This window comes from Mesorhizobium sp. L103C131B0, from assembly GCF_000502275.1.
Classification (GTDB): domain Bacteria; phylum Pseudomonadota; class Alphaproteobacteria; order Rhizobiales; family Rhizobiaceae; genus Mesorhizobium.
Genome location: NZ_AYXC01000008.1, coordinates 150301 through 172563, shown reverse-complemented (window position 1 = coordinate 172563; position 22263 = coordinate 150301). Strand labels below are relative to the sequence as shown.

Here is a 22263-nt window from a genome sequence, read left to right as displayed (position 1 = left end):
GTTAACGGCTCAGTTGGCCTGGCGGCGCAGGAAAGCCGGTATCTCCAGCTGGTCGTCTTCCTGGGTCGACCTGGTCTGCGGCGTCAACCGGCCCTGATCGTCGAGCTGGCCGCGGCGCGGCGCGTAAAGCTGCGGATCCTGGCTGGCAAGGCGGCGCATTTCCGGCGCCGCCTGGCGCAGTTTCGGTTCGCGCGGCTGTGCCGGCTGCAACCGGGCCGGCTCTTCTTCGCGGCGCGTCAGCCCGTTGGTCAGCCGCTTGAGCAGCCCCATCGGCCCGCTGTTTTCATGGTCGGCCGGACGGCCCTTGGCTTCCACCTCGGCCCGCACCACCGGCGGAAAATCCTCCACCCGCGGCATGCGCTGCGGTGCGGCAGCCACCGGCTGCGGCATTTCCCGCATCGGCGCCGGTTGCATCACCTGCTGCACGACAGGCTGCGGCTGGGCAGGCGGGGCCTGGAAGATCTTGCTCTGCGGGCGGAAATCTTCCGCCTGGGCCATCGGCGCCGGACGAGCCATTGCCGCCGCATTGGCCTCGGCAAGCTGGATCGCCTCGGCCACCGGATCGGCCGCGCGCTGCTCATAGGTCTGCTGCTGGACGGGTGCCGGACGGCCTTCCGCCCCCGGAGCCGCTGGGCGGCTGACCGGCTTCTGCTGCGGCGGCATCGCCCGGATCGAGATCGGCGCCGCGGCAATTTCAGCTGCCGATTTGTCGATGCCGGTGGCGACCACGGAGACGCGGATGACGCCTTCGAGTTCCTCGTCGAAGGTGGCGCCGAGGATGATGTTGGCGTCCTGATCGACTTCCTCGCGGATGCGGGTCGCGGCCTCGTCGACTTCGAACAGGGTTAGGTCGCGGCCGCCGGTGATCGAGATCAGCAGGCCCTTGGCGCCCCTCATCGAGGTCTCGTCGAGCAACGGATTGGCGATCGCCGCCTCGGCGGCGGCCATCGCGCGGCCCTCGCCCGAAGCTTCGCCGGTGCCCATCATCGCCTTGCCCATTTCGCGCATCACCGAACGCACGTCGGCGAAGTCGAGATTGATCAGGCCTTCCTTGACCATCAGGTCGGTGATGCAGGCAACACCGGAGTAGAGCACTTGGTCGGCCATGGCGAAGGCGTCGGCAAAGGTGGTCTTGTCATTGGCCAGCCGGAACAGGTTCTGGTTGGGGATGACGATCAGGGTATCGACACATTTCTGCAGCTCCTCGATGCCGAGATCCGCCGTCTTCATGCGGCGCTGGCCTTCGAAATGGAACGGCTTGGTGACGACGCCGACGGTGAGGATACCCCGTTCGCGCGCCGCGCGGGCAACGACGGGAGCCGCACCGGTTCCGGTGCCGCCACCCATACCGGCGGTGACGAAGCACATATGGGTGTTGGAGAGATGATCGATAATCTCATCGATGCACTCTTCCGCCGCCGCACGGCCCACTTCAGGCTGCGAGCCGGCGCCGAGCCCCTCGGTGACATGCGCGCCGAGCTGGATCAGCCGCTCGGCCTTCGACATGGTCAGCGCCTGTGCATCGGTGTTGGCCACGACGAACTCGACACCGCGCAAGCCCGCGGTGATCATGTTGTTGACGGCATTGCCGCCGCCGCCGCCGACACCGAATACGGTGATCCGCGGCTTGAGCTCGGTGATGTCCGGCTTTTGCAGATTGATCGTCATTGTCTCCGTCCTTTGCCTTTCCCGCCGCTTCGCCGGCGCGGCCGCCTATGGGGCTGTCCCCGTCAATTAGAAACTGTCTCTCAACCACTGACTCATGCGATGCAGTTTTCCGCCCGTCCCGGTCATCCTGAGACCGGAAATTCCTTTAGCCGGATGGCTCTCGAAGCTCGCCATCTGCGGATAGATCAGCAGCCCGACCGCCGTCGAGAAAGCCGGCCCCTTGGCAGCTTCCGGCAGGCCCGCCACGCCGAGCGGGCGTCCGATGCGCACATTGCGTCCCAGAATGCGGCGCGCCGCCTCGGGGAGACCCGCAAGCTGGCTGGCGCCGCCGGTCAGCACGACGCGTTTTCCCACGGCATTGCCGTAGCCCGACTTGTTCAGCCGGTCGCGCAACAGTTCCAGCGTCTCGTCGATGCGGGCGCGGATGACGCGCGTCATCACCGAGCGCGGGATCTGCAGCGGCATCTCGCCGTCTTCGCCGATCGGCTGGATCGAGACCAGGTCGCGATCGTCGGCACTGCCAGGCAGCGCCGAACCATGCATCACCTTCAGCCGCTCCGCCGCGTCGAGCGAGGTCGACAGGCCCTTGGCCATATCGAGCGTCACATGATTGCCGCCGATGGCAATGGCATCGGCGTGGACGAATTTGCCTTCCGAAAACACCGAGATGGTCGTCGTGCCGCCGCCCATGTCGATGCAGGCCGCACCCATTTCCAGTTCGTCGTCGACCAGGGCCGCAAGCCCGCTGGCATAGGGCGTCGCCACCATGCGCTCGACCGAAAGATGCGAGCGGTTGATGCAGAGCTCCAGATTGCGCAGCGGCGCGGCATCGCCCGTCAGCACATGCATATCGACGCCGAGTTGGTCGCCGACCATGCCGCGCGGATCGCGCACGCCGCGCTCGGCGTCCAGCGAAAAGCCGACGGGCAGCGAATGGATCACGTCGCGTTCGGCCTTGAGCGCCTGCTTGGCGCCGGCGGCAAGCACGCGCTTGATGTCGGCTTCGTCGGCCTGATGGCCACCGAGATTGATGGTGGCCGAATAGGTTTCGCTCTTCAGCCGGCCGGCCGTCATGTTGACGATCAGCGAATCCACGGTCAGTCCCGCCATGCGTTCGGCTGCGTCGACGGACAGGCGAATGGCGTGCTCCGCGCGGTCGAGATCGACGACCACGCCCGACTTCACGCCTTGCGATTTCTGGTGGCCGATGCCGATCACCTGGATGCGGTGCGAGCGGCCGCGCAACAGCTTGCCGTCCTCGCGCGGCTTCAGTTTCGCCACCACGCAGCAAACCTTGCTCGAGCCGACATCCAGCACGGTGAGCGTGCCGGAACGCCGCGAAGAGGCATCGCTGTTGCCGCCAAGCCAGCTCATATCTTCGTCCCCGACTTGCGCTTCGCATTTTGCGGCTTTTCATTGAGCGCGGCCTGGCGCTGCGTCGCCGCTTCCGGCGTCAGCTGCACCACCAGGCGATCGGAGATGCGCATGTCGACGGCGGCGATGTCCCGCGTCAGAAGCCCGTTGTCGTGGTCCATCCGAACCAGATCGGCGATCGCCTGATCCTCGCCATCCTCGGGCAGCTTGATCGTGATGCCGTTTTCCAGCTTAAGATCCCAGCGCCGTTCGCCGATGCGGATATAGCCTTTGACCCGAGCCGCGAGCTCGGGAAATTTGTTGATCTTGGCCACGAAGTCGGGCGCCTTGGCCGGTGCGCCGGTGCCGATGATCAGCGGCAGCAGCGCCTGCTTGCCGCCGGAGAACGGCGCGATCACCGCGCCGGAGCGTTCGATGACCGAAAGCTCCGCGCCCTGCTGCCAGAGCGCGAAGGGCTCGCGCTCCTCGACACGCACTTCCAGCGTATGTGGATAGACCTTGCGCACCGCCGCCACCTCGACCCAGGGCAAGGTATCAATACGTTCACGCGCGGCCTCGGCATCGAAGCCGATCAGTGACGTCCAGCCGTCGAGCTCGAGCCGGTCCAGTATGTCGATCTCCGAAGTCTGGCGGTTGCCGACCACCTTGATCTGGTCGACGGCAAAGCCGGTCCGGGCGGTGATGCTCTGGACGATGTCGTCGGCATGACCGCCGAGAATGGCGCCGTAGAGGCTGCTCGATGCAATGAGCGAAGCCGAAAGGATGGCCGCGGAAAAGCGCGGCGCGACGAAGTCACCGCCGCCCAGGCGCGCCAGCACGCGCACCGGCCGGCGCAGCACGCGCGGCAGCACGAAATGGTCGAACGACAACGACATGCCGAACAGCGCCGGCCCGGCGCCGCCCCTGCCCTTGTCCTGTCCCCATTTCAACGCAGACACGAAGCGTCCTCCACCATCCAACTCAACAATTCGCCAAACGAGTGCCCGGCCTGGGCGGCGATTTCAGGCACCAAAGACGTCGGCGTCATGCCCGGCTGAGTGTTGATCTCGAGCCAGACAATCTCGCCGTTTTCGGAGTGACGGTCGTCATAGCGGAAGTCCGATCGGGAAACGCCCCGGCAGCCGATAGCCAGATGTGCCTTGAGTGCCAGTGTCTGTATTTTTTGGTAAATATTTGATGAAATTTTAGCAGGGATTTCGTGTTTTGATCCGCCGGCGACGTATTTTGAATCATAGTCGTAGAAGGAATGGCCGGTCGGAATGATCTCGCAGACGCCGAGCGCCACGTCGCCCATGACGGCGCAGGTCAGCTCGCGCCCATGGATGTAGCGCTCGACCATGACGGTCTCGCCATATTTCCATTCGGACGAGCCGATGACCTGCGGCGGATGCGACTGGCCTTCATGCACGATGACGACGCCGAAGCTTGAGCCTTCATTGACCGGCTTGACCACGTAGGGCGGCTTCATCGGATGCTTGTTCTGGATGGCAAAGCGGCTGGCAACCTTCGATTCCGCCACCGCGATGCCGGCAGCCTTGGCGACCTTCTTGGCTTGCTCCTTGTTCATGGCGAGCGCCGAGGCGAGCACGCCCGAATGGGTGTAGGGAATGGCCAGATATTCGAGGATGCCCTGGATGGTGCCGTCTTCACCGAACGGGCCGTGCAGTGCGTTGAAGACGACATCGGGCTTGAGTTCGGCGAGCACGGCGCCGACATCGCGCGCAACATCGACGCGGGTAACCTGGTAGCCTTCATTCTCAAGCGCATCCGCACACGCCTTTCCCGAAGACAGAGACACGGGCCGCTCGGACGAGAATCCGCCCAGGAGGACAGCCACATGCTTGTTCTTCATATCCCGTCATCCCTCTCACGGCGGGCCCGCAACCACGCATTCAGCGACCAGATTGAGTCCGAGTCTCCCGGCAGGTTGCCCCCCCAGACGGAAAACGCGGTCGACGCGTCGAACGACTCAAATCAGGAAACGCTTTAAGGCAGAGAATCAGAGAGTTGATTCGCTGGCAAGTGCTTATGATTCCGACAGATTCACTTTCCGCGAAAACGGCCGGAAAAAGCGTGTTGTGAGTCTTTGGAGCAACGGTGGCGCTGTTGTTTCAGACCGTTTGAAGTTCAAGCATCACATGAACTTCAGCTTGCGCTAAAGAAGCTGTCCGAGGAATTCCTGCACGGCATGGCCGGGGCGGAAATTGCCGAGCCGCTTGATTTCCCACTGCAGGCGGATGCCTGAATTTTCAAGCACGCGGGCGCGCACCGTCTCGCCGAGATATTCGAGGTCGTATCCGGTCGCTGTTCCGGTGCTGATCATGAAGTTGCAGTGCATCGGCGACATCTGCGCGCCGCCGATCATCAGCCCGCGGCAGCCGGCCTTGTCGATTTCCTTCCAGGCCGAGGTGCCTTCCGGATTCTTGAAGGTCGAGCCGCCGGTCTTCTCGCGGATCGGCTGCACCGTCTCGCGATGCGTCTGGACGGCGTCCATGGCCGCCTTGATCGCCTCCGGGTCTTCCAGAACACCTTCGAAAACGGCGGAGGTGAAGATCAGCCCGGCAGGTGCGGCCGAGTGACGATAGGCATAGCCCATGTCGTCATTGCTGAGGGTGTGGAGATTGCCCTTGCGGTCGAGCGCCCGCACCTCGACGACACGTTCCCGCGTCTCGACGCCATTGGCGCCGGCATTCATCCTCAGCGCCCCGCCGATGGCGCCGGGAATGCCGTGATAGAAATGAAAGCCGCCAATGCCGGCCTCATAAGCGACGGCCGCGACGCGCTTGTCGGGCGTCGCAGCACCGGCCTTGATGACGGTCGGCGAAACCACCTCGGCCTCGCCAAAACCCTTGGCCGAAAGCCGGATGACGAAACCCGGAATGCCGCCGTCGCGCACCAGGAGGTTGGAGCCGACACCGACGATGGTGAGCGGGATGTCCTCCGGCACGGCGCGCAGGAAGGCAGCCAGATCCTCCTCGTCGGCCGGCTGGAACAGGGCGTCCGCCAGACCGCCGGCGCGGAACCATGTGATCTTGTCCATCTCGGCATTGGGCGTGATGCGGCCGCGCAGGCCGGCAAGCCGGTCGCCAAGTTTGTCGAGCAGGTCCTGGCCGCGCATCATGAGACGGTACCGCCGAGTTCCCCAGGCAGCGCATAGGCCCATTGGGTGATGTTGCCGGCGCCCAGGAAGATGACGAAGTCGCCCGGTTTCGCCAACGCGCGGATGACGGGCGAAATCGCGGCAGGGGTTTCGACGTAGCGCGCATCGCGATGGCCCCCGGAGCGGATGCGCGACACCAGCGCCTCCGAGGTCACGCCGTCGATCGGCTCCTCGCCCGCCGCATAGACCGGCGCCACCATCACGGTGTCGGCATCGTTGAAACAGACCGAAAATTCGTCGAACAGATCGTGCAGCCGAGTGAAGCGGTGCGGCTGCGCAATTGCGATGACGCGGCCCTTGGTGGCACTGCGCGCCGCTTTCAACACCGCCGTGATCTCGACCGGGTGGTGGCCGTAATCGTCGAAGATGTCGACGCCGTTCCACGAGCCGGTGTGGGTGAAGCGCCGCTTGACGCCGGCAAAGGACGACAGCCCTTTCTTGATCGCTTCGGCCGACAGGCCGAGTTCATGCGCGACCGCGATTGCGGCGGTGGCGTTGGAGACGTTGTGGCGGCCGGGCATCGGCAGCCGCAGATCAGATATCGTCGTCTGGCCGCCGGTCTTGCGGTCGCGGATCACCACGTCGAATGCCGAGACGGCACCGGCCATGCGGTGGTTGGTGAAACGCACATCGGCCTGCGCGTTCTCGCCATAGGTGATGACGCGGCGGTCCTCGATGCGGCTGACCAACGCCTGCACCTCGGGATGGTCGGTGCACATCACGCCAAAGCCGTAGAACGGCACGTTCTCGACGAATTGCCGGAACGCCTCGCGCACCTTGTCGAAACTGCCATAATGGTCGAGATGCTCGGGATCGATGTTGGTGACGACGGCGATCTCGGCCGGCAGCTTGAGGAAGGTGCCGTCGCTTTCGTCGGCTTCGACCACCATCCACTCGCCATCGCCCATACGGGCATTGGTGCCATAGGCATTGATGATGCCGCCATTGATCACCGTCGGGTCGAGCCCGCCGGCATCGAGCAGCGTCGCCACCATCGACGTGGTTGTGGTCTTGCCATGCGTGCCACCGATCGCGACCGCCTGGCGGAAGCGCATCAGTTCGGCCAGCATCTCGGCCCGGCGCACGATCGGCAGCAGTTTTTCGCGCGCGGCCTTCAGCTCGGGATTCGATTTCTTGATCGCGGTGGAGACGACCACCACTTCGGCCGCGCCGATATTCTCGGCCTTGTGGCCGACAAAGCATTCGATGCCCTTGTCGCGCAGCCGCTGGACATTGGCGCTGTCGGCCTGGTCCGAACCCTGCACCTTGTAGCCGAGATTGTGCAGAACCTCGGCGATGCCGCTCATGCCGATGCCGCCAATGCCGATGAAATGCACAAGGCCGATGGTCTGCGGCATCTTCATCAATGCGTCCCTTTCCTGAAATCCGAAACGGTTTTTCTGGACGCAATAGCCTCTGTGAGATCAGCGAGCAACCGTGCCGCGTTGGGCCGGCCAGCCGACTTCGCTCCGGCAGCCATGGCCGTCAGCCGCTCGGGAGTGTCCATCAGCCCGCCAATGAGAGCCGCGATGCGCTCCGGCGACAGTGACGATTGCGGATGCACCTCGCCGCCGCCCGCCGCGGCAAGGGCGGCTGCGTTCGCCGCCTGATCGTGATCCAGCGCATAGGGATAAGGCACCAGCAGCGCCGGCCGGCCGATGACGGCGATCTCCGAAACCGTCGAGGCGCCGGAGCGCGAGATCACCAGATGCGCCGCGCCCATGCGCTGTGCCATATCGGTGAAGAAGGGCGAGACCTCGACATGGACGCCGAGTGCCGCATAGCCAGCCTTCACCCGCGCCACGTCGTCGGCGCGGGCCTGCTGGGTGATCACCAGCCGCTTGCGCTGCGCCTCCGGCAGAAGTGCGATCGCCGTCGGCATGGCGTCGGAAAAGAACTGCGCGCCCTGGCTGCCGCCGAACACCAGGAGCCTGAACGGATCCGCCCCTTTGGATGCGGTGTAGGGCGTCTTGGCCGCCTCCAGGATTGGCGGCCTGACCGGATTGCCTGTCGTCACCGTCTTGGCGCCTGTGGCACTTTCATCTTGCGGCAGGAAGCCGCCGGCAATGGCATCGACGCGCCCGGACAGCGCCCGGTTGGCGCGGCCCATCACCGCGTTCTGCTCATGGATCAGCGTCGGCAGCTTGCGCCGCGTCGCGGCATAGAGCGGTGGCAAGGTCGGATAACCGCCAAAGCCGACGACCGCATCAGGCTTGATCCTGGCGATGACGGCGGAGGCCTGGCGCACGCCGCGCCAGATCTTCCAGAACGCGCCAAGCAGCGCGACAGGGTTTTTCGAGCCCATCGTCGCCGACTGGATCGGATGGATGGCGGCGGCCGGGAAATGGCCGGCAAAGCGCTCGGCGCGGTCGTCCGTCGCCAGATGCACGCTCCAGCCGCGCTCGATCAGCTCATGCGCCAGCGCCTCGGCCGGAAACAAATGTCCGCCTGTTCCGCCCGCCGCGAGAAGGATGACACCCCGCGCCATATCACTCCGCCGGCAGGGCGCGCTGCGACAGGGCAAAGCCCATCTGCTTGCGCTTTTCCGGTCGCTTGCGGGTCAGCGCCAGCACCATGCCCATCGAGATGGCAATGGCGATCTGCGAGGAGCCGCCATAGGAGATGAAAGGCAGCGTCATGCCCTTGGCCGGCATCAGTTGCAGGTTGACGCACATGTTGATGACCGACTGCAGGCCGAACACGGTGACGAGACCGCCGACGGCGTAGCGGGTGAAATCATCATGTTCCTTCAGCGCCGTGCTGAGGCCGCGCAGCACGATGAAGGCGAAGATCGACATGATGAAGAAGCACATGATCAGCCCGAACTCTTCGCCGGCGACCGAAAAGACGAAGTCGGCATGCGCGTCGGGAATGACCCGCTTGACCGTGCCCTCGCCCGGCCCGACGCCGAACCAGTGGCCGTTGATCAGCGCCTCGCGGCCCATGTCGACCTGGAACGTGTCGCCTTCGCCGGTCAGGAATTTGTCGATGCGGGCGGCGACGTGCGGGAACACCGTATAAGCGGCAAACAGGCCGCCGGCGCCGGTGGCGCCAAGCGCGATGATCCATAGCCAGGGCAGGCCGGCCATGAAGAACATGACGCCCCAGGTGCCGGTCACCAGCATGGTCTGGCCGAGATCGGGCTGCGCCACCAGAAGCGAGATGACCAGGATTAGCAGCAGCATGGCAAACAAATTGCCCGGAATGTCGGGCTGGCGCTTGTGTTCTGCGAACAGCCAGGCGCAGACGATGACGAAGGCGGGTTTCAGGAATTCCGACGGCTGGATCGACATGCCGACAAACGACACCCAGCGCCGTGCGCCTTTCACTTCGACGCCGATATAGAGCACGGCCACCATCAGCACCAGCATGATGCCCAGGATGATCAGCGCCATGCGCCGGATCTGCCGCGATTCCAGGAAGGACACTGCCAGCATCACGCCGAGCGCCGGCACGGTGAAGATGATCTGCCTGGTGGCAAAGTGGAAACTGTCGAGGCCGATGCGTTCGGCCACCGCCGGGCTTGCCGCAAAGGACAAGACGATGCCAAGCCCCATCAGTGACAGGAACGCCGCCAGGAACCAGCGATCGATCGTCCACCACCAGGTTGCAACCGGGCTTTTGTCGAGACGGCTTTGCATTATCGTGCCCCTCCGATGGGTTTCACGCCCTCGATAGCATTCGCAGCTTGCCTGAAGGCTTCGCCGCGAACTTCGAAATTCTTGAACTGGTCGAAACTGGCGCAGGCCGGCGACAGCAGCACCACCGCCTCGCCGCTGTCATCCTTGGCCGCGTCTTTCGCGGCATGGTCGACCGCGGCGGCCAGCGTGCCCGAGATTTCATAGGGCACGGCTTCGCCGAGCGTCGCCGAGAACGCGGGCGCCGCCTCGCCGATCAGATAGGCCTTGGCGATGCGCGGGAAGAAACCGCGCAGCGGCTCGATCCCGCCTTCCTTGGGCAGTCCGCCGGCGATCCAGTAGATGCGCAGGAAGCTCGACAGCGCGGGTGCCGCCGCATCGGCATTGGTCGCCTTGGAATCGTTGACGAACAGCACATGATCCTTGCGGCCGACCTGCTCCATGCGATGCGCCAACCCGGGAAAGCTTTCCAGTCCCGTCTGGATCTCGCCGAGGCTCAAGCCGACCCTGAGGCAGGCGGCGACGGCGGCAAGCGCGTTCTGCGCATTGTGCTGGCCGCGCAACGAACCGATGCCTTCGAGGAAGGCGACGCGGCTGTAACGGCCATGCACGGCTTCCATCAGATCGGAGCCATCGGCGAAATAACCGTCGGTCAGCGGCAGCCGCTTGGAGATGCGGATCACCTGTCGGCCCGCCCTCTCCAGCCGGTCGGCGATCTGCGCGCACCAGCTATCGTCGACGCCGACAATGGCTGTCTCGCTGCCGGCGACCAGCCGCTCCTTGATCGAAGCGTAGTGCTGCATGGTGCCGTGGCGGTCGAGATGGTCGGGCGTCAGGTTGAGCAGGATGCCGGCCGTCGGGTTGATCGAGGGCGCGAGATCGATCTGGTAGGACGAACACTCGACGACATAGTCCCGGTCAGCCTGCGGTGGATCGAGCGTCATGATGGCCCGGCCGATATTGCCGCCCATCTGCGTGTCGCGCCCTGCCGATTTGAGGATATGCGCGGTCAGCGCCGTGGTCGTCGACTTGCCGTTGGTGCCGGTGATAGCGATGAACGGCGCATCAGGCGCGCGCGCAATCCGCTCGCGGCAGAACAATTCGATATCGCCGATCACCTCGACGCCGGAGCCACGCGCCAACTCCACCGTCCAGTGCGGCTTGGGATGCGTCAGCGGCACGCCGGGCGAGAGCACGAAGGCCGAGAATTTCGACCAGTCGGCGCCGCGCAGATCGGCGGTCGCAATGCCTTGGCCAGCGGCCTTGGCGACGCTATCGGGATTGTCGTCCCAGGCGAGCACGTCGGCGCCGCCCTCGATCAGCGCGCGCGCCGTGGCGATCCCCGAGCCACCGAGCCCGAAGAGCGAAACGCGTTTGCCCGAAAAGGATGCGGCGGGGATCAAGCGGGTTCCTATCTCAGCTTGAGGGTCGACAGGCCGACCAGCGCCAGGATGACGGCGATGATCCAGAAGCGGATCACCACCTGGCTTTCGGTCCAGCCGAGCTTTTCGAAATGATGATGGATAGGCGCCATCAGGAAGACGCGCTTGCCGGTCATCTTGAAGTAGCCGACCTGGATGATGACCGACAGGATTTCCACGACGAACAATCCGCCGACGATGACCAGCACGATCTCGTGCTTGGTGGCGACCGCGACCGTACCGATCAGGCCACCCATGGCCAGCGAACCGGTGTCGCCCATGAAGATCGCTGCCGGTGGCGCGTTGAACCAGAGGAAGCCGAGGCCGGCGCCGATGACGGCGCCAAGCACGACAGCCAGTTCGCCGGTGCCGGGCACGAAATGAATCTGCAGATATTCGGCGAACACCGCATTGCCGGAGAGGTAGGCAATAACGCCGAAGGATGCCGCCGCGATCATGATCGGCACGATCGCCAGCCCGTCGAGGCCATCGGTCAAATTCACCGCATTGCCGGCGCCGACAATGACGAAGCAGGAGAACGGCACGAAGAACCAGCCGAGATTGATGATGAATTCCTTGGCGAAGGGGAAAGTCAGCGACGATGAGAACGGCGCCTGGCCATTATGCATGATCGCCCAGGCGGCGATGCCGGCGATGACGAATTCCAACGCCAGCCGCGCCTTGCCGGAAAAGCCGAGATGCGACTGCTTGGTTACCTTGAGATAGTCGTCGTAAAAGCCGATCGAACCGAAGCCCAGCGTCACCAAGAGCACCACCCAGACATAGATCGAGGAGAGGTTCGCCCATAGAAGCGACGAGCCGACGATGCCGCACAGGATCATCAGCCCGCCCATGGTCGGCGTGCCGGCCTTCTTGAAATGCGTCTGCGGGCCATCGGCGCGGATCGGCTGGCCCTTGCCTTGCCGCAGCCTAAGCGAATTGATGATGGTCGGCCCGAAGATGAAGACGATCAGCGCCGAGGTGATCAGCGCACCGCCGGTGCGGAAAGTTATGTAGCGGAAGACATTGAAGACCGAGACCTTGTCCGCAAAATCGACGAGCAATGTAAACATACGATTCCGTTCCCCGGACTAGTTCTGTTTCGTGCCTGCGGCTTCCGCCGGATATTTGCCGAGCAAGGCCTCGACCAGCTTTGAAAAGCCGATGCCTTTCGACGATTTGATCATCACCACGTCGCCGGCCTTCAGCGTCGACAACAGCAGCGGCTTCAATTCCTCGGCGCCGGCGCGGTATTCCGTTTTGATCTCGTCGGGCAGGATGTCTGCCAGCGCCCGCATTTCCGGACCGCCGAGAAAGACCGTGTTTGTGCCGGTGCCGACGATCAACTCGGCAAGGGCTGCATGGAGCTTGGCCGAATGGTCGCCGAGCTCGAGCATGTCGCCGAGCACGGCGATGCGCCGGCCCTCGCCCGTGACAGGCGTCGCGTTGAGCAGCGCCATGGCAGCAGCCATCGAGGAGGGATTGGCGTTGTAGCTCTCGTCGATCAGTGTGATCGGTCCCTTGGGGTGGCGAAGCATATGTCGCTTCCCACGGCCACGCTCGGCCGACAGATCGGCCAGTGCCAAGGCCACCTTGCCGATGTCGGCTTCAACCAAATGCGCGGCGCCGAGCACCGCCAGGACGTTCTGTACCATGTGGCGGCCGGGCGCGCCGATGCGCGCCGTCACATCCTGCCCGCCGATCCTGGCGGTGATGTCGGAATGATCGGCATGCAGCTCGCATTTGGTCAGCTTGTAGGTCGACCGTGCATTCTCGCCGAAGCCAAAGACATGTTCGACGCCGGCGGCTCGCGCCATCTTGTCGAGCAGCTTCCATCGCGCATCGTCGCGGTTGAGCAAGGCCGCACCGCCGGGCTCGATGCCTTCAAAAATCTCGGCCTTGGCCTTGGCGATCTCGTCGAGATTTCTAAAGAAGCCGAGATGCGCCGCGGCGATCATCGTGACGATGGCCACATGTGGCCGGACCATCTTGACCAGCGGCCGGATCTCGCCGGGATGGTTCATGCCGATCTCGAACACCGCATAGTCGCAATCATCCGGCATACGCGCCAGCGTCAGCGGAACGCCCCAATGATTGTTGAAGGACTGCGCCGAGGCATGCACAGTGCCGACGGCCGACAGCACATGACGCAGCGCCTCCTTGGTGGTGGTCTTGCCGGCCGATCCGGTCACCGCGATGATTTTTGCGTTGGAACGGGCGCGGGCGGCAACACCGAGTTTCTCCAGTGCTGCCAGCACATCCTGCACGACGATCATCGGCGCCGTCAGCCGCCCGAGCGACGGCAACTTGCCTTCGGCAACGACCAGCACGCCGGCGCCGGCCTTGATCGCCGCGGTCGCGAAGTCATGGCCGTCCATCGCCTCGCCCTTGATGGCGAAGAAGGCGTCGCCCGGCTGCAGGCTGCGGCTGTCGATCGAGATCCCCGAAATTCCCTCCGGCATCGGCCCGAGCGGCCGACCGCCCATGGCGTCGACCAGCGCCTCGGAAGTCCAGAGCACGCTCATGCGGCCCGCTCCCGCAGCGCCGAGCGGACTTCCTCGTGGTCGGAGAAGGGAAACGTCTCGGCGCCGATGGTCTGGCCCTCTTCATGGCCCTTCCCGGCAACGATCAGCGTATCGCCCGCTTTGAGCATGGCGACCGCTTCGTGGATAGCCTTGCGGCGGTCGCCGATTTCAATCGCGCGGGGCGCGGCTGCCAGGATCGCGGCACGGATCGTTTCCGGCACTTCCGAGCGCGGATTGTCGTCGGTGACGATGACGACGTCGGCCAGCCGCGTGGCGATTCCGCCCATGATCGGCCGCTTGCCCCGGTCGCGGTCGCCGCCGCAGCCGAACACGACGATGACGCGGCCGGTGGTGAACGGGCGCACCGCGGCCAGCACATTTTCCAGCGCATCCGGCTTGTGGGCATAGTCGACATAGACGGGCGCGCCATTGGCGGTGGCGCCGACAAGGTCGAGCCGTCCCGGTGCCCCCTGAAGTTTCTCCAACGCCATCAAAGCTTTGGCGACCGGCGTTCCGGTGGAAATGGCCAGCCCGGCCGAAACCAGGGCATTGGCGATCTGGAAGTCGCCGGCGAGCGGCAGGTCGATCTCGTAGAGCACGCCGTCAGCTTCGACCTCGGCGCGCTGGCGGTGGCGCTCGTGCTCGACCCGCTTCAGGCGCAGGAAATCGCCATGGCGGCCGACAGTCAGCACATTGAGCCCCGCGGCCTGCGCAGCCTGGATGGTCGGCGCCGACCACGGATCGTCGGCAAAGATGACCGCCGGCGCGCCTTTCGGCAGCAGCGTGTCGAACAGGCGCAATTTGGCGCGATGGTAGTCCTCGACCGTCGGATGATAGTCCATATGGTCGCGGCCGAGATTGGTGAAACCGCCAGCGGCGAGCTTGACGCCATCGAGACGGCGCTGGTCGAGACCATGGCTGGAAGCCTCCATCGAGGCGTGTGTGACGCCGGCCTCCGCCAATTCCTTGAGCAACTGGTGCAAAGCCACTGGATCGGGTGTGGTCAACGAACCGTAATCGTTGCGGCCCGGCGCCACCACGCCGGTGGTGCCAATGGACGCGGCGGCAAAGCCGGCCTGCTCCCAGATCTGCCTGGTGAAGGCGGCGACCGAGGTCTTGCCTGCGGTGCCGGTAACCGCGACCATGGTCTCCGGCTGGCTGCCGAAGAAACGTGCCGCGCTCAGCGCCAGCGCCAGGCGTGGGTCGTCGACGCTGAGCACCGGGACGGACAGGCCGGAAACGGCGCTGGCCTTGCCCACGACAACCGCCGCTGCGCCGCGCTTTGCCGCATCGGCGGCATAGGCCGAACCATCCGCCTTGCTGCCGGCGAGCGCGAAAAAGACCACGCCGGTCTTGACCGTGCGGGAATCCGACGAAATCCCGGTTACCTCCACATCGCGGGAAGATGTTCCCTCGACAGGCAGGATACCGGCTAAATCTCTCAGGTGCATCGAACCCCGTTTATCTCAACAAAATGGCGCGCAGTTGCCGGCGCGCCCTAAGAATCACTGATAGGAAACCAGCGTTGCGCCATTTTCATGGCTGAAATCTGGCTTCACGCCAAGCATGGCGGCTGCCCGCCTGATGATGTTTCCGGCCATGACACCCGCATTGTTGGCGGCGACGTCGGTCATCCCGGGCTTTTCCGGGTGCGGAGCGTCAGCGATCGTAAACACCAGATATTGCGGATCGTCCATCGGGAAGGCAGCGACGAAGGTGTTGAAATTCAGTTCCTTCGAGTAGCGGCCATTGATCACCTTCTCGGCCGTTCCGGTCTTGCCGCCAACGCGGTAGCCGGGGGCCCTGGCGTTTCTGGCCGAGCCCTTCTCGGCATTGAGCGTGTAGAGGTAGCGCATGCCCTCCACAGTCTTTTCGCTGACCACTCTCTTGGCCACCGCCATGGCATCCTGCTCGCTGCGGACCAGGAAAGTCGGCGGGATCAAATAGCCCTGCATCAGCGCCGCGCAGCCGACGGCGGCCTGCAGCGGCGTCGTCGACACGCCATGGCCGAAGGCGATGGTGAAGGAGTTGACCTGTTTCCAGACCTTCGGTTCGGTCGGGCGCGCGACCTCAGGCAGTTCGGTCTGCATCCTGTCCAGAAGGCCAAGGCGATGCAGGAATTCGCGGTGCCCCTCGATGCCGACCATTTCGGCCTCACGCGCCGATCCGATATTGGAGGAGTAAAGGAACACCTCCGGCAATGACAGCACGCGGTTCTTGCCGTGGAAATCGTGAATGGCCTGATGGCCGACCCGGATCGGATGCGAGGCGTCGAAACGGCTGTTCATGTTCGCCTTGCCGGAATCGAGCGCCATGGCCGAGGTAAAGCTCTTGAAGGTCGAGCCCATCTCGTAGAGGCCGGCCGACATGCGGTTCAGGCGGTCCTTGTCCTGCGCATTGAAGGGATTGTTCGGATCGAAATCCGGCACCGAGGCCATCGCCACCACTTCGCCGGTCTTGATGTTGAGCACGACGGCGCCTGCGCCCATGGCGCGATAGCGCTCGAGGCCGGCGGCAATCTCGTCGCGCACCACATGCTGGACGCGCAGGTCGATCGACAGCTGAACCGGCTTCAGATCCTTGGCGATCGCCAAGCCTGAGGCCTGCAGGTCGCTCAGGCCCTGCTCGTCAATGTATTTCTCCATGCCGGAGATGCCCTGATTGTCGATGTTGGTGAGGCCGACAATGTAGGACGAGGTCACGCCGGCCGGATAGAAGCGGCGCTTTTCGGTGCGAAAGCCGATGCCGGGAATGCCGAGCTGCATGATGTCGGCCTGCTGCTTGGGCGTCAGCTGCCGCTGCAGCCAGACGAAGCCGGCGCCGCTCTTCAGCTTGTGATAGGTCTGCTCGGGGTCGATATCTGGCAGAATGGTCGACAGCTTTTCGATCGCCTCGTCGGCATCGACGATGCGGCGCGGCTCGGCAAACAGCGATGCCGTCTTGATGTCGGTCGCCAGCACCTCGCCGTTGCGGTCGACGATGTCGGGACGCGACGCCGTCACCCGGCTTTGCGGCCCATTCGACATGTCGGGGGACTGGAAACCGAGATAGACCAGCCGCCCGGCGATGGTCGAATAGATGCCGAAGAACACCGCCATCGTCATCACGATGCGGGTCTTGGCCTTGCCGCCGGTCGCCTTGCGCGCGCCTTCGACGACGATGGAGCCGTCCTCGCCGGTCCGTGCGCGGCGCTTCAGCAATTTGCCGACCGACGGAAATTTGGCGCGCATTGGAAATCCAGCGATCATTGGACGATGGCTCCGGTGACCACGGGATCCTTGTCGGCTGGTCCTTTGCCGGAATTGTCGGCCATGCCGCCAAGCCGTTGCGACGACAGGTCCTCGATGTTGAGCGGTTTTGCCGGCAGGTCGTCGAGCCCGACGATCTGCCGCGCATTGACCGGCTCGAGTGCGAGCTGCGCTTTGTAGATTTCAGCCAGCTTCTGCAGGCGCGACGGCTGGGTCAGCAGGCTCCAGTCGGCCTTGAGCAGGTCGATCGTGTCCTCCTCATAGCGGATCTGCGCCTCGATCTTCTGCACCGAAGCCAGCTGTTCCTCGGCCTCGCGCTTGGCCTTGTAGGTTAGGGCCGCGGCCGAGACCATGACGGCGATCAGGACTATGTCGCTGGTTCGAAACACGTATTCACCTCTCTCGCGGCGCCTGGATGCCGGGAAGTTTTGGAAGTCCGAAAACGGTGAGATCACCGGCGCGCGCCGGCGCCTCGGTGCGGATGGCGGCACGCAGCCTGGCCGAGCGCGCCCGCGGATTGGCAGCGACTTCGGCATCGCCTGCCGTCACGCCGCCACCAGCCTTGCTGAAGGTCGCGGTGCGCACGTGCGCCTCAGGCAAATGACGTGAGCCGGTGGCGACATCGGCGCGGTCGGCGATGAAGCGCTTGACGATGCGGTCTTCCAGCGAGTGGAACGTCACCACGGCAAGCCGCCCGCCGGGCTTCAATACCCGCTCGGATGCCATTAGGGCTTTGGCCAATTCGCCCAGCTCGTCATTGACGAAAATGCGCAGCGCCTGGAAGACGCGGGTGGCCGGATGGATCTTGTCTTTCGGCGCGCGGCCGATATGCGTCTCGATGGCGTCGGCGAGATCAAGCGTACGCTCAAACAACCGTTTTTCGCGGCGGCTCTCGATCATGCGGGCAATGCGCCCGGCGTTACGCTCTTCGCCGAGGAAGCCGAAGATGCGGGCAAGGTCGCCTATCTTGAACGAATTGACGACGTCGGCAGCACTCAAACCCGCCTGCGCCATGCGCATGTCGAGCGGCCCGTCCGTGCGGAACGAAAAGCCGCGCTCGGGCTGGTCGACCTGCATGGAGGAAATGCCGATGTCGAGGACAACGCCGTCGGCGCTTTCGACCTGTTCGTCCAGCGTCGAGAACGGCGCCTGCACCAGCCTCAGCCTGCCGCCGGATTGCTGTTCCAGGCCGCGCCCGGCGGCAATCGCATCGGGATCGCGATCGATCGCCACCACCGAGGCGCCGCTCGCCAGGATCGCCTTGGTGTAGCCGCCGGCGCCGAACGTGCCGTCGACGATCACATCGCCTTCTTTGGGCGAGAGCGCTTCCAGCACTTCGGCAAGGAGGACCGGAATGTGGCGGACCGGTCCGCCAACGGCGCTGAGATCATCGCCGTGATCCGCCATCATTCCGGCCGCTCCCCAGCCTTGCCCTCGTGAGCCTTCGTCCCCTGCCGAAGCTGCAAAAGCCGGGCCCGCGCCTGCGCCCCATAGGCGGCCAGCCGTCCAGGCTCCCAAACTTGAAAGAAATTGCCACGGCCGACAAAGGCCACTTCGCTTGTGATGCCCGTATGCTCGCGGATGAAATCGCTCATCGTGATGCGGCCATCCTGATCGAGCTTCAGGAACGTCCCGTCGCCATGGCAGAAGAACGACATATCGTCCGCCGTCTGCAAAAAAGGGTCTTCCAGCGCGATGCGCTGTTCGTAGCGGTCGAGCAGATCGAGGCCGCCGACGTCCATCGCAGGCACGTCCAGTCCGCGCAGCGCGTAGAGCTCCGAATAGCCGCGTTTCTGCACGACAGCGCGGAAATGCGCCGGAACGGAGACCCGCCCCTTCGCATCGATCCTGTTCACCGCGCTTGACAGAAACCGGTCCATGACACGCTGCAGCCGCTTCCGCCGCCGCACCCCTCTCCATGTTTTCGTCCGCGCCGAAGCGCGTCCCCTGCCGAAAATCCGCTTCGATCCCAGCGGCAAAACCCCGCAAACGCACAGCCGCCGCGGCTGCCCGATTGGCGTACGCTTTACCCTGACGCGGAACGAAGGCTTTGGTATCGAAATGGGATATCATGGGGCACTATGGGCGTCAACGGGAACAGGCTTCACAAACGCGCGCGCCACAACCGGTGAGAGCTCTGACAACACTCCCGTCTTTATCTCCCATTAAGCCTAACGAACCGTTTAGAGCGGGCTGGCCCAAGCGGAAGCGGCTTGCCGCGCATCACTGCCGCGAATAGCGTCGTCAGTCTTTTCGCTGAGCAACAAGGTCAGAAATCCATGTCCGAAACAGCCAGGTCCCGCGCGGCCTCCCTTGCCCATCTGCGTCGCGACGGACTTGCCAAAGGCGACCCCATCCCATTGCCGCTGACCATGGCCGCTATTTTCCACAACCCGGGCGACGGCGCCGGCTACAGTCAGTACGGCCGTTACAGCAACGCCACCTGGGATGCAGTCGAGCACATGCTGGCGCATCTCGAAGACGCGCCATGCGTCGGCTTCCCCTCAGGAATGGCGGCAATCTCGGCGGTGTTTTTCGGCCTGTTGAAATCCGGCGACCGCGTGCTTTTGCCTTCGGACGGCTACCATGCCACACGCGCGCTGGCCGAACGTTTCCTCAAGCCCTTCGGCGTCGCCTATGATCTGCGGCCGACAGCTACATTCCTCGACGGCGGCTTCGACGGCTACCGCCTTGTCTACGTTGAAACCCCGTCAAATCCGCGATTGGACATTTGCGACATCACAGCCGTCACCGAGGCCGCGCACCAAGCGGGCGCGATCGTCGTCGTCGACAACACCACGATGACGCCGTTCGGCCAGCGTCCGCTCGATCTCGGCGCCGACATTGTCGTTGCTGCCGACACCAAGGCGGCCAATGGGCATTCCGACGTGCTGTTCGGCCATGTCGCCAGCCGCAATCCAGACATCATCGCGGACGTCACCGGCTGGCGCGAGACCGCGGGCGGCATTCCCGGCCCGTTCGACGCTTGGCTGGTGCATCGCGGCCTGGAGACGCTGGACGTACGCTTCGACCGCATGTGTTCTTCTGCCGAGGTGATCGCGAAGCGCCTGAAAGACCATCGCGCCGTTAGCGGCTTGCGCTACCCCGGGCTGGAGGGCGACCCGTCGCACAACCTCGCCCGGGCGCAGATGGAGCGCTTCGGCTTCCTCGTGTCCTTCGAACTCGCTTCCGAAGACAAGGCCGAGGATTTCATCAACAACTGCACGCTGATGCAGGCGGCAACGTCGTTCGGGGGTGTCCACACCTCCGCCGAGCGGCGGGCCAAGCGAGGAGATTCGGTTCCGCCCGGCTTCGTGCGCCTGTCGGTGGGCTGCGAGCCGGTGGAAGAACTCTGGCAGGCGATCGAGGCATCGCTGGACAAGATCGGCGTCTGAGGCGGCTTGCCCCTTCTCCCCGTCACTGTACGGGGAGAAGGTCCCGGCAGGGGGATGAGGGGCAGCGTCAACCTCTGAAGCGATCTCACTTCTTCGAGTCCCTTGCCTCAGTCACTGCGGCATATTTGGCTCGCAAGCGCTTCATGAACAGAGGTCCGTCTATCCTCCCGCTCTCAAGGTCGTCAGACAACCTGTCCTTACGTGCTTCGGCTTTGATCTCGTCCATCGACGCAAATCGTCCCGTTCCGCTGTAAATCCCCTCCTGAACCAGCCTGCGCAGTTCCTCGACCGTGTAGCCGAGCAGGTCGCGGCGGTCTTTCCATTGCCGCAGCGCATCACGGATGACTTGCTGGCCGAGGCGTATTCGCCGGCGGCCACGACATCGTCGACCGCCGCCGCCAGTTCCGGCGAAAGCGTGATGCTGCGTTTGTCTCGACCCGCCCGGTGCAGTTGATTCAATCGCTCAAGCACCTGAATCGCCAGCTGCGCCCGAAGGCGCAGACTGCTGATCCAAAGGATTAATCGCGATATGGGGGAGAAATTGCCAGCTGGCCTGTAAGCCGGGTTTTGTATGGCCCTCGCCCCTTTCGGGGCGAGAACGTGGCGGCCATTCATCTTGGGCGCATGTTGCCATGCGCCTCACGCAACCTACCCGGACGGTGAGCCGGAAACAGCCCTCGAAGGTTTCCCCTCGCACCGTCCCTATTCGGTTTTGCTCCCGGTGGGGTTTACCGTGCCGCTCCTGTTGCCAGTCGCGCGGTGGGCTCTTACCCCACCCTTTCACCCTTGCCCCGATAAATCGTGGCGGTTTGCTTTCTGTGGCACTTTCCCTGGGGTCGCCCCCGCCGGCCATTAACCGGCACCGTGTTTCCATGGAGCCCGGACTTTCCTCACCCGCAGCCTTTCGGCTTTGCGGGTGCGGCCGCCCGGCCAGCTGGCAGAGCGTATAAAGGGGTTCACGTTCCAAAACGCAAATGAAAAAGCAGACTTATGCCGGCGATCCCAATGCCGCCAACTGCACCTTGACCTTGCCACAATAGGCCGCCGACACCGGGTTCATCCTCGTCGCGGCATGGCCGGCATTGTATTTCAGGATCGTGCCGCAGGTGGTGCCGCCGCCGAGATTGCGCGCCATGGCAAGGTACTTCATGCCGTATTTGATGTTGGTGTCGGGATCGAACAGACCCTTGGCGGAGCCGCTATAACCCATCATCCGCGCCGTTGCCGGCTTGATCTGCATCAGGCCGATTTCACCCGCGCCGCCGACGATGTTCGGCCGGTAGTTGCTCTCGATCTTGATGACCGCCTGGGCCAGCGACACCGGCACGCCTTCGGCCGCGGCATAGCGGGCAATGATTGCCGAATACTGGCCGCCAAGCGCGGCTGCCGCAGTCGACTCCGCAGCGGTGCTTGGGCGGATCGATGCGGTCGTCGTCAGGTCGACGCTCTTCCTGTTGCGCTTAAAATGCCTCTTGGCCGTGGCTTTTCTGGCCTTCACCACGGCTGCTTTGCGCACTTTCGCGGTGGTTGCCCTTTTTGCTTTCGGGTTTGCCTTCGTCATGGTGGCCTTGGCGGGTGCGGCGATGAAGCCCTGGTCTGCCCTCTGGCTCAGTGGTGCGGCATCGGCCGTGCTGAAGGCAAAAGTCATTACTCCGGCAGCAATAGCTGCCGTTACAACGGTCAATTTCTGCATGTGGTCCTGTTCTGTTTGGCCGCGCGAAGATCTTCACGCAGCAACGCCTAATCAATATCGGAGCATCCGGGGGGCTGGAGGTCCGATAACTTGCACGAACCGCCTTTGAGGGCGGAATTTGTGTCGAACAAGGCGAGGCAA

18 protein-coding genes, 1 other RNA gene and 1 pseudogene are annotated in these 22263 nt (G+C 64.1%); 1 reads left to right on the top strand and 19 read right to left on the bottom strand.

What is annotated here, in order from left to right:
• Positions 1–9: 9 nt before the first annotated feature.
• The 16 genes from ftsZ to mraZ form a co-directional block, all read right to left on the bottom strand.
• Positions 10–1668: a cell division protein FtsZ gene (gene ftsZ, locus X730_RS148575; RefSeq protein WP_023826603.1), complete on the bottom strand. Its 1659-nt coding sequence runs from the start codon at positions 1666–1668 to the stop codon at positions 10–12.
• Between the two features lie 66 nt (positions 1669–1734).
• Positions 1735–3042, bottom strand: coding sequence for a cell division protein FtsA (ftsA, locus tag X730_RS148580; RefSeq protein WP_023688034.1), 1308 nt, complete (start codon positions 3040–3042; stop codon positions 1735–1737).
• Positions 3039–3980 carry a cell division protein FtsQ/DivIB gene (locus tag X730_RS148585; RefSeq protein ID WP_023826602.1) on the bottom strand — a complete coding sequence of 314 codons (942 nt, stop codon included), beginning with the start codon at positions 3978–3980 and terminating at the stop codon, positions 3039–3041. The genes ftsA and X730_RS148585 overlap by 4 nt, the downstream gene beginning before the upstream one ends.
• Entirely contained in the window at positions 3968–4894 is a 927-nt protein-coding gene (locus X730_RS148590) for a D-alanine--D-alanine ligase (RefSeq protein ID WP_023705549.1), read from the bottom strand. The genes X730_RS148585 and X730_RS148590 overlap by 13 nt, the downstream gene beginning before the upstream one ends.
• Before the next feature lie 303 nt (positions 4895–5197).
• Complete coding sequence (gene murB, locus X730_RS148595) at positions 5198–6163, bottom strand: UDP-N-acetylmuramate dehydrogenase (RefSeq protein WP_031197062.1); 966 nt, start codon at positions 6161–6163, stop codon at positions 5198–5200.
• On the bottom strand, positions 6160–7566 hold the full coding sequence (murC, locus tag X730_RS148600) for a UDP-N-acetylmuramate--L-alanine ligase (protein WP_023668277.1): 1407 nt from the start codon (positions 7564–7566) through the stop codon (positions 6160–6162). The genes murB and murC overlap by 4 nt, the downstream gene beginning before the upstream one ends.
• On the bottom strand, positions 7566–8690 hold the full coding sequence (gene murG, locus X730_RS148605; RefSeq protein ID WP_023821777.1) for an undecaprenyldiphospho-muramoylpentapeptide beta-N-acetylglucosaminyltransferase: 1125 nt from the start codon (positions 8688–8690) through the stop codon (positions 7566–7568). The genes murC and murG overlap by 1 nt, the downstream gene beginning before the upstream one ends.
• A 1-nt stretch (position 8691) precedes the next feature.
• Positions 8692–9843, bottom strand: a complete 1152-nt coding sequence (ftsW, locus tag X730_RS148610) for a putative lipid II flippase FtsW (RefSeq protein ID WP_023668275.1) — start codon at positions 9841–9843, stop codon at positions 8692–8694.
• Positions 9843–11243: a UDP-N-acetylmuramoyl-L-alanine--D-glutamate ligase gene (murD, locus tag X730_RS148615; protein WP_023826600.1), complete on the bottom strand. Its 1401-nt coding sequence runs from the start codon at positions 11241–11243 to the stop codon at positions 9843–9845. The genes ftsW and murD overlap by 1 nt, the downstream gene beginning before the upstream one ends.
• 8 nt (positions 11244–11251) lie before the next feature.
• Complete coding sequence (gene mraY, locus X730_RS148620) at positions 11252–12334, bottom strand: phospho-N-acetylmuramoyl-pentapeptide-transferase (RefSeq protein ID WP_023668273.1); 1083 nt, start codon at positions 12332–12334, stop codon at positions 11252–11254.
• 18 nt (positions 12335–12352) lie between these two features.
• On the bottom strand, positions 12353–13786 hold the full coding sequence (locus X730_RS148625; protein ID WP_023826599.1) for a UDP-N-acetylmuramoylalanyl-D-glutamyl-2,6-diaminopimelate--D-alanyl-D-alanine ligase: 1434 nt from the start codon (positions 13784–13786) through the stop codon (positions 12353–12355).
• On the bottom strand, positions 13783–15237 hold the full coding sequence (locus tag X730_RS148630) for a UDP-N-acetylmuramoyl-L-alanyl-D-glutamate--2,6-diaminopimelate ligase (protein WP_023826598.1): 1455 nt from the start codon (positions 15235–15237) through the stop codon (positions 13783–13785). Before X730_RS148630 ends, X730_RS148625 begins: the two co-directional genes overlap by 4 nt.
• 54 nt (positions 15238–15291) lie before the next feature.
• Entirely contained in the window at positions 15292–17016 is a 1725-nt protein-coding gene (locus X730_RS148635) for a penicillin-binding protein 2 (protein WP_031197060.1), read from the bottom strand.
• 14 nt (positions 17017–17030) lie between these two features.
• Positions 17031–17423, bottom strand: a complete 393-nt coding sequence (locus tag X730_RS148640) for a hypothetical protein (RefSeq protein ID WP_023668269.1) — start codon at positions 17421–17423, stop codon at positions 17031–17033.
• Positions 17424–17427: 4 nt separating this feature from the next.
• Positions 17428–18444 carry a 16S rRNA (cytosine(1402)-N(4))-methyltransferase RsmH gene (gene rsmH / locus X730_RS148645; protein ID WP_023668268.1) on the bottom strand — a complete coding sequence of 339 codons (1017 nt, stop codon included), beginning with the start codon at positions 18442–18444 and terminating at the stop codon, positions 17428–17430.
• Entirely contained in the window at positions 18441–18914 is a 474-nt protein-coding gene (gene mraZ, locus X730_RS148650; RefSeq protein WP_023690870.1) for a division/cell wall cluster transcriptional repressor MraZ, read from the bottom strand. The genes rsmH and mraZ overlap by 4 nt, the downstream gene beginning before the upstream one ends.
• Before the next feature lie 399 nt (positions 18915–19313).
• Here mraZ and X730_RS148655 point away from each other — a divergent pair, with 399 nt between their 5' ends.
• On the top strand, positions 19314–20429 hold the full coding sequence (locus X730_RS148655) for a cystathionine gamma-lyase (protein ID WP_023826596.1): 1116 nt from the start codon (positions 19314–19316) through the stop codon (positions 20427–20429).
• Positions 20430–20514: 85 nt separating this feature from the next.
• On the opposite strand, the pseudogene X730_RS1000000168685 reads toward X730_RS148655, so the two are convergent.
• The 3 genes and pseudogenes from X730_RS1000000168685 to X730_RS148660 form a co-directional block, all read right to left on the bottom strand.
• A pseudogene (locus X730_RS1000000168685) lies at positions 20515–20879 on the bottom strand (type II toxin-antitoxin system ParD family antitoxin).
• 90 nt (positions 20880–20969) lie between these two features.
• An RNA gene (rnpB, locus tag X730_RS1000000165355) (RNase P RNA component class A) lies at positions 20970–21367 on the bottom strand.
• Positions 21368–21417: 50 nt separating this feature from the next.
• Complete coding sequence (locus X730_RS148660) at positions 21418–22122, bottom strand: transglycosylase SLT domain-containing protein (RefSeq protein ID WP_023682146.1); 705 nt, start codon at positions 22120–22122, stop codon at positions 21418–21420.
• Positions 22123–22263 lie beyond the last annotated feature (141 nt).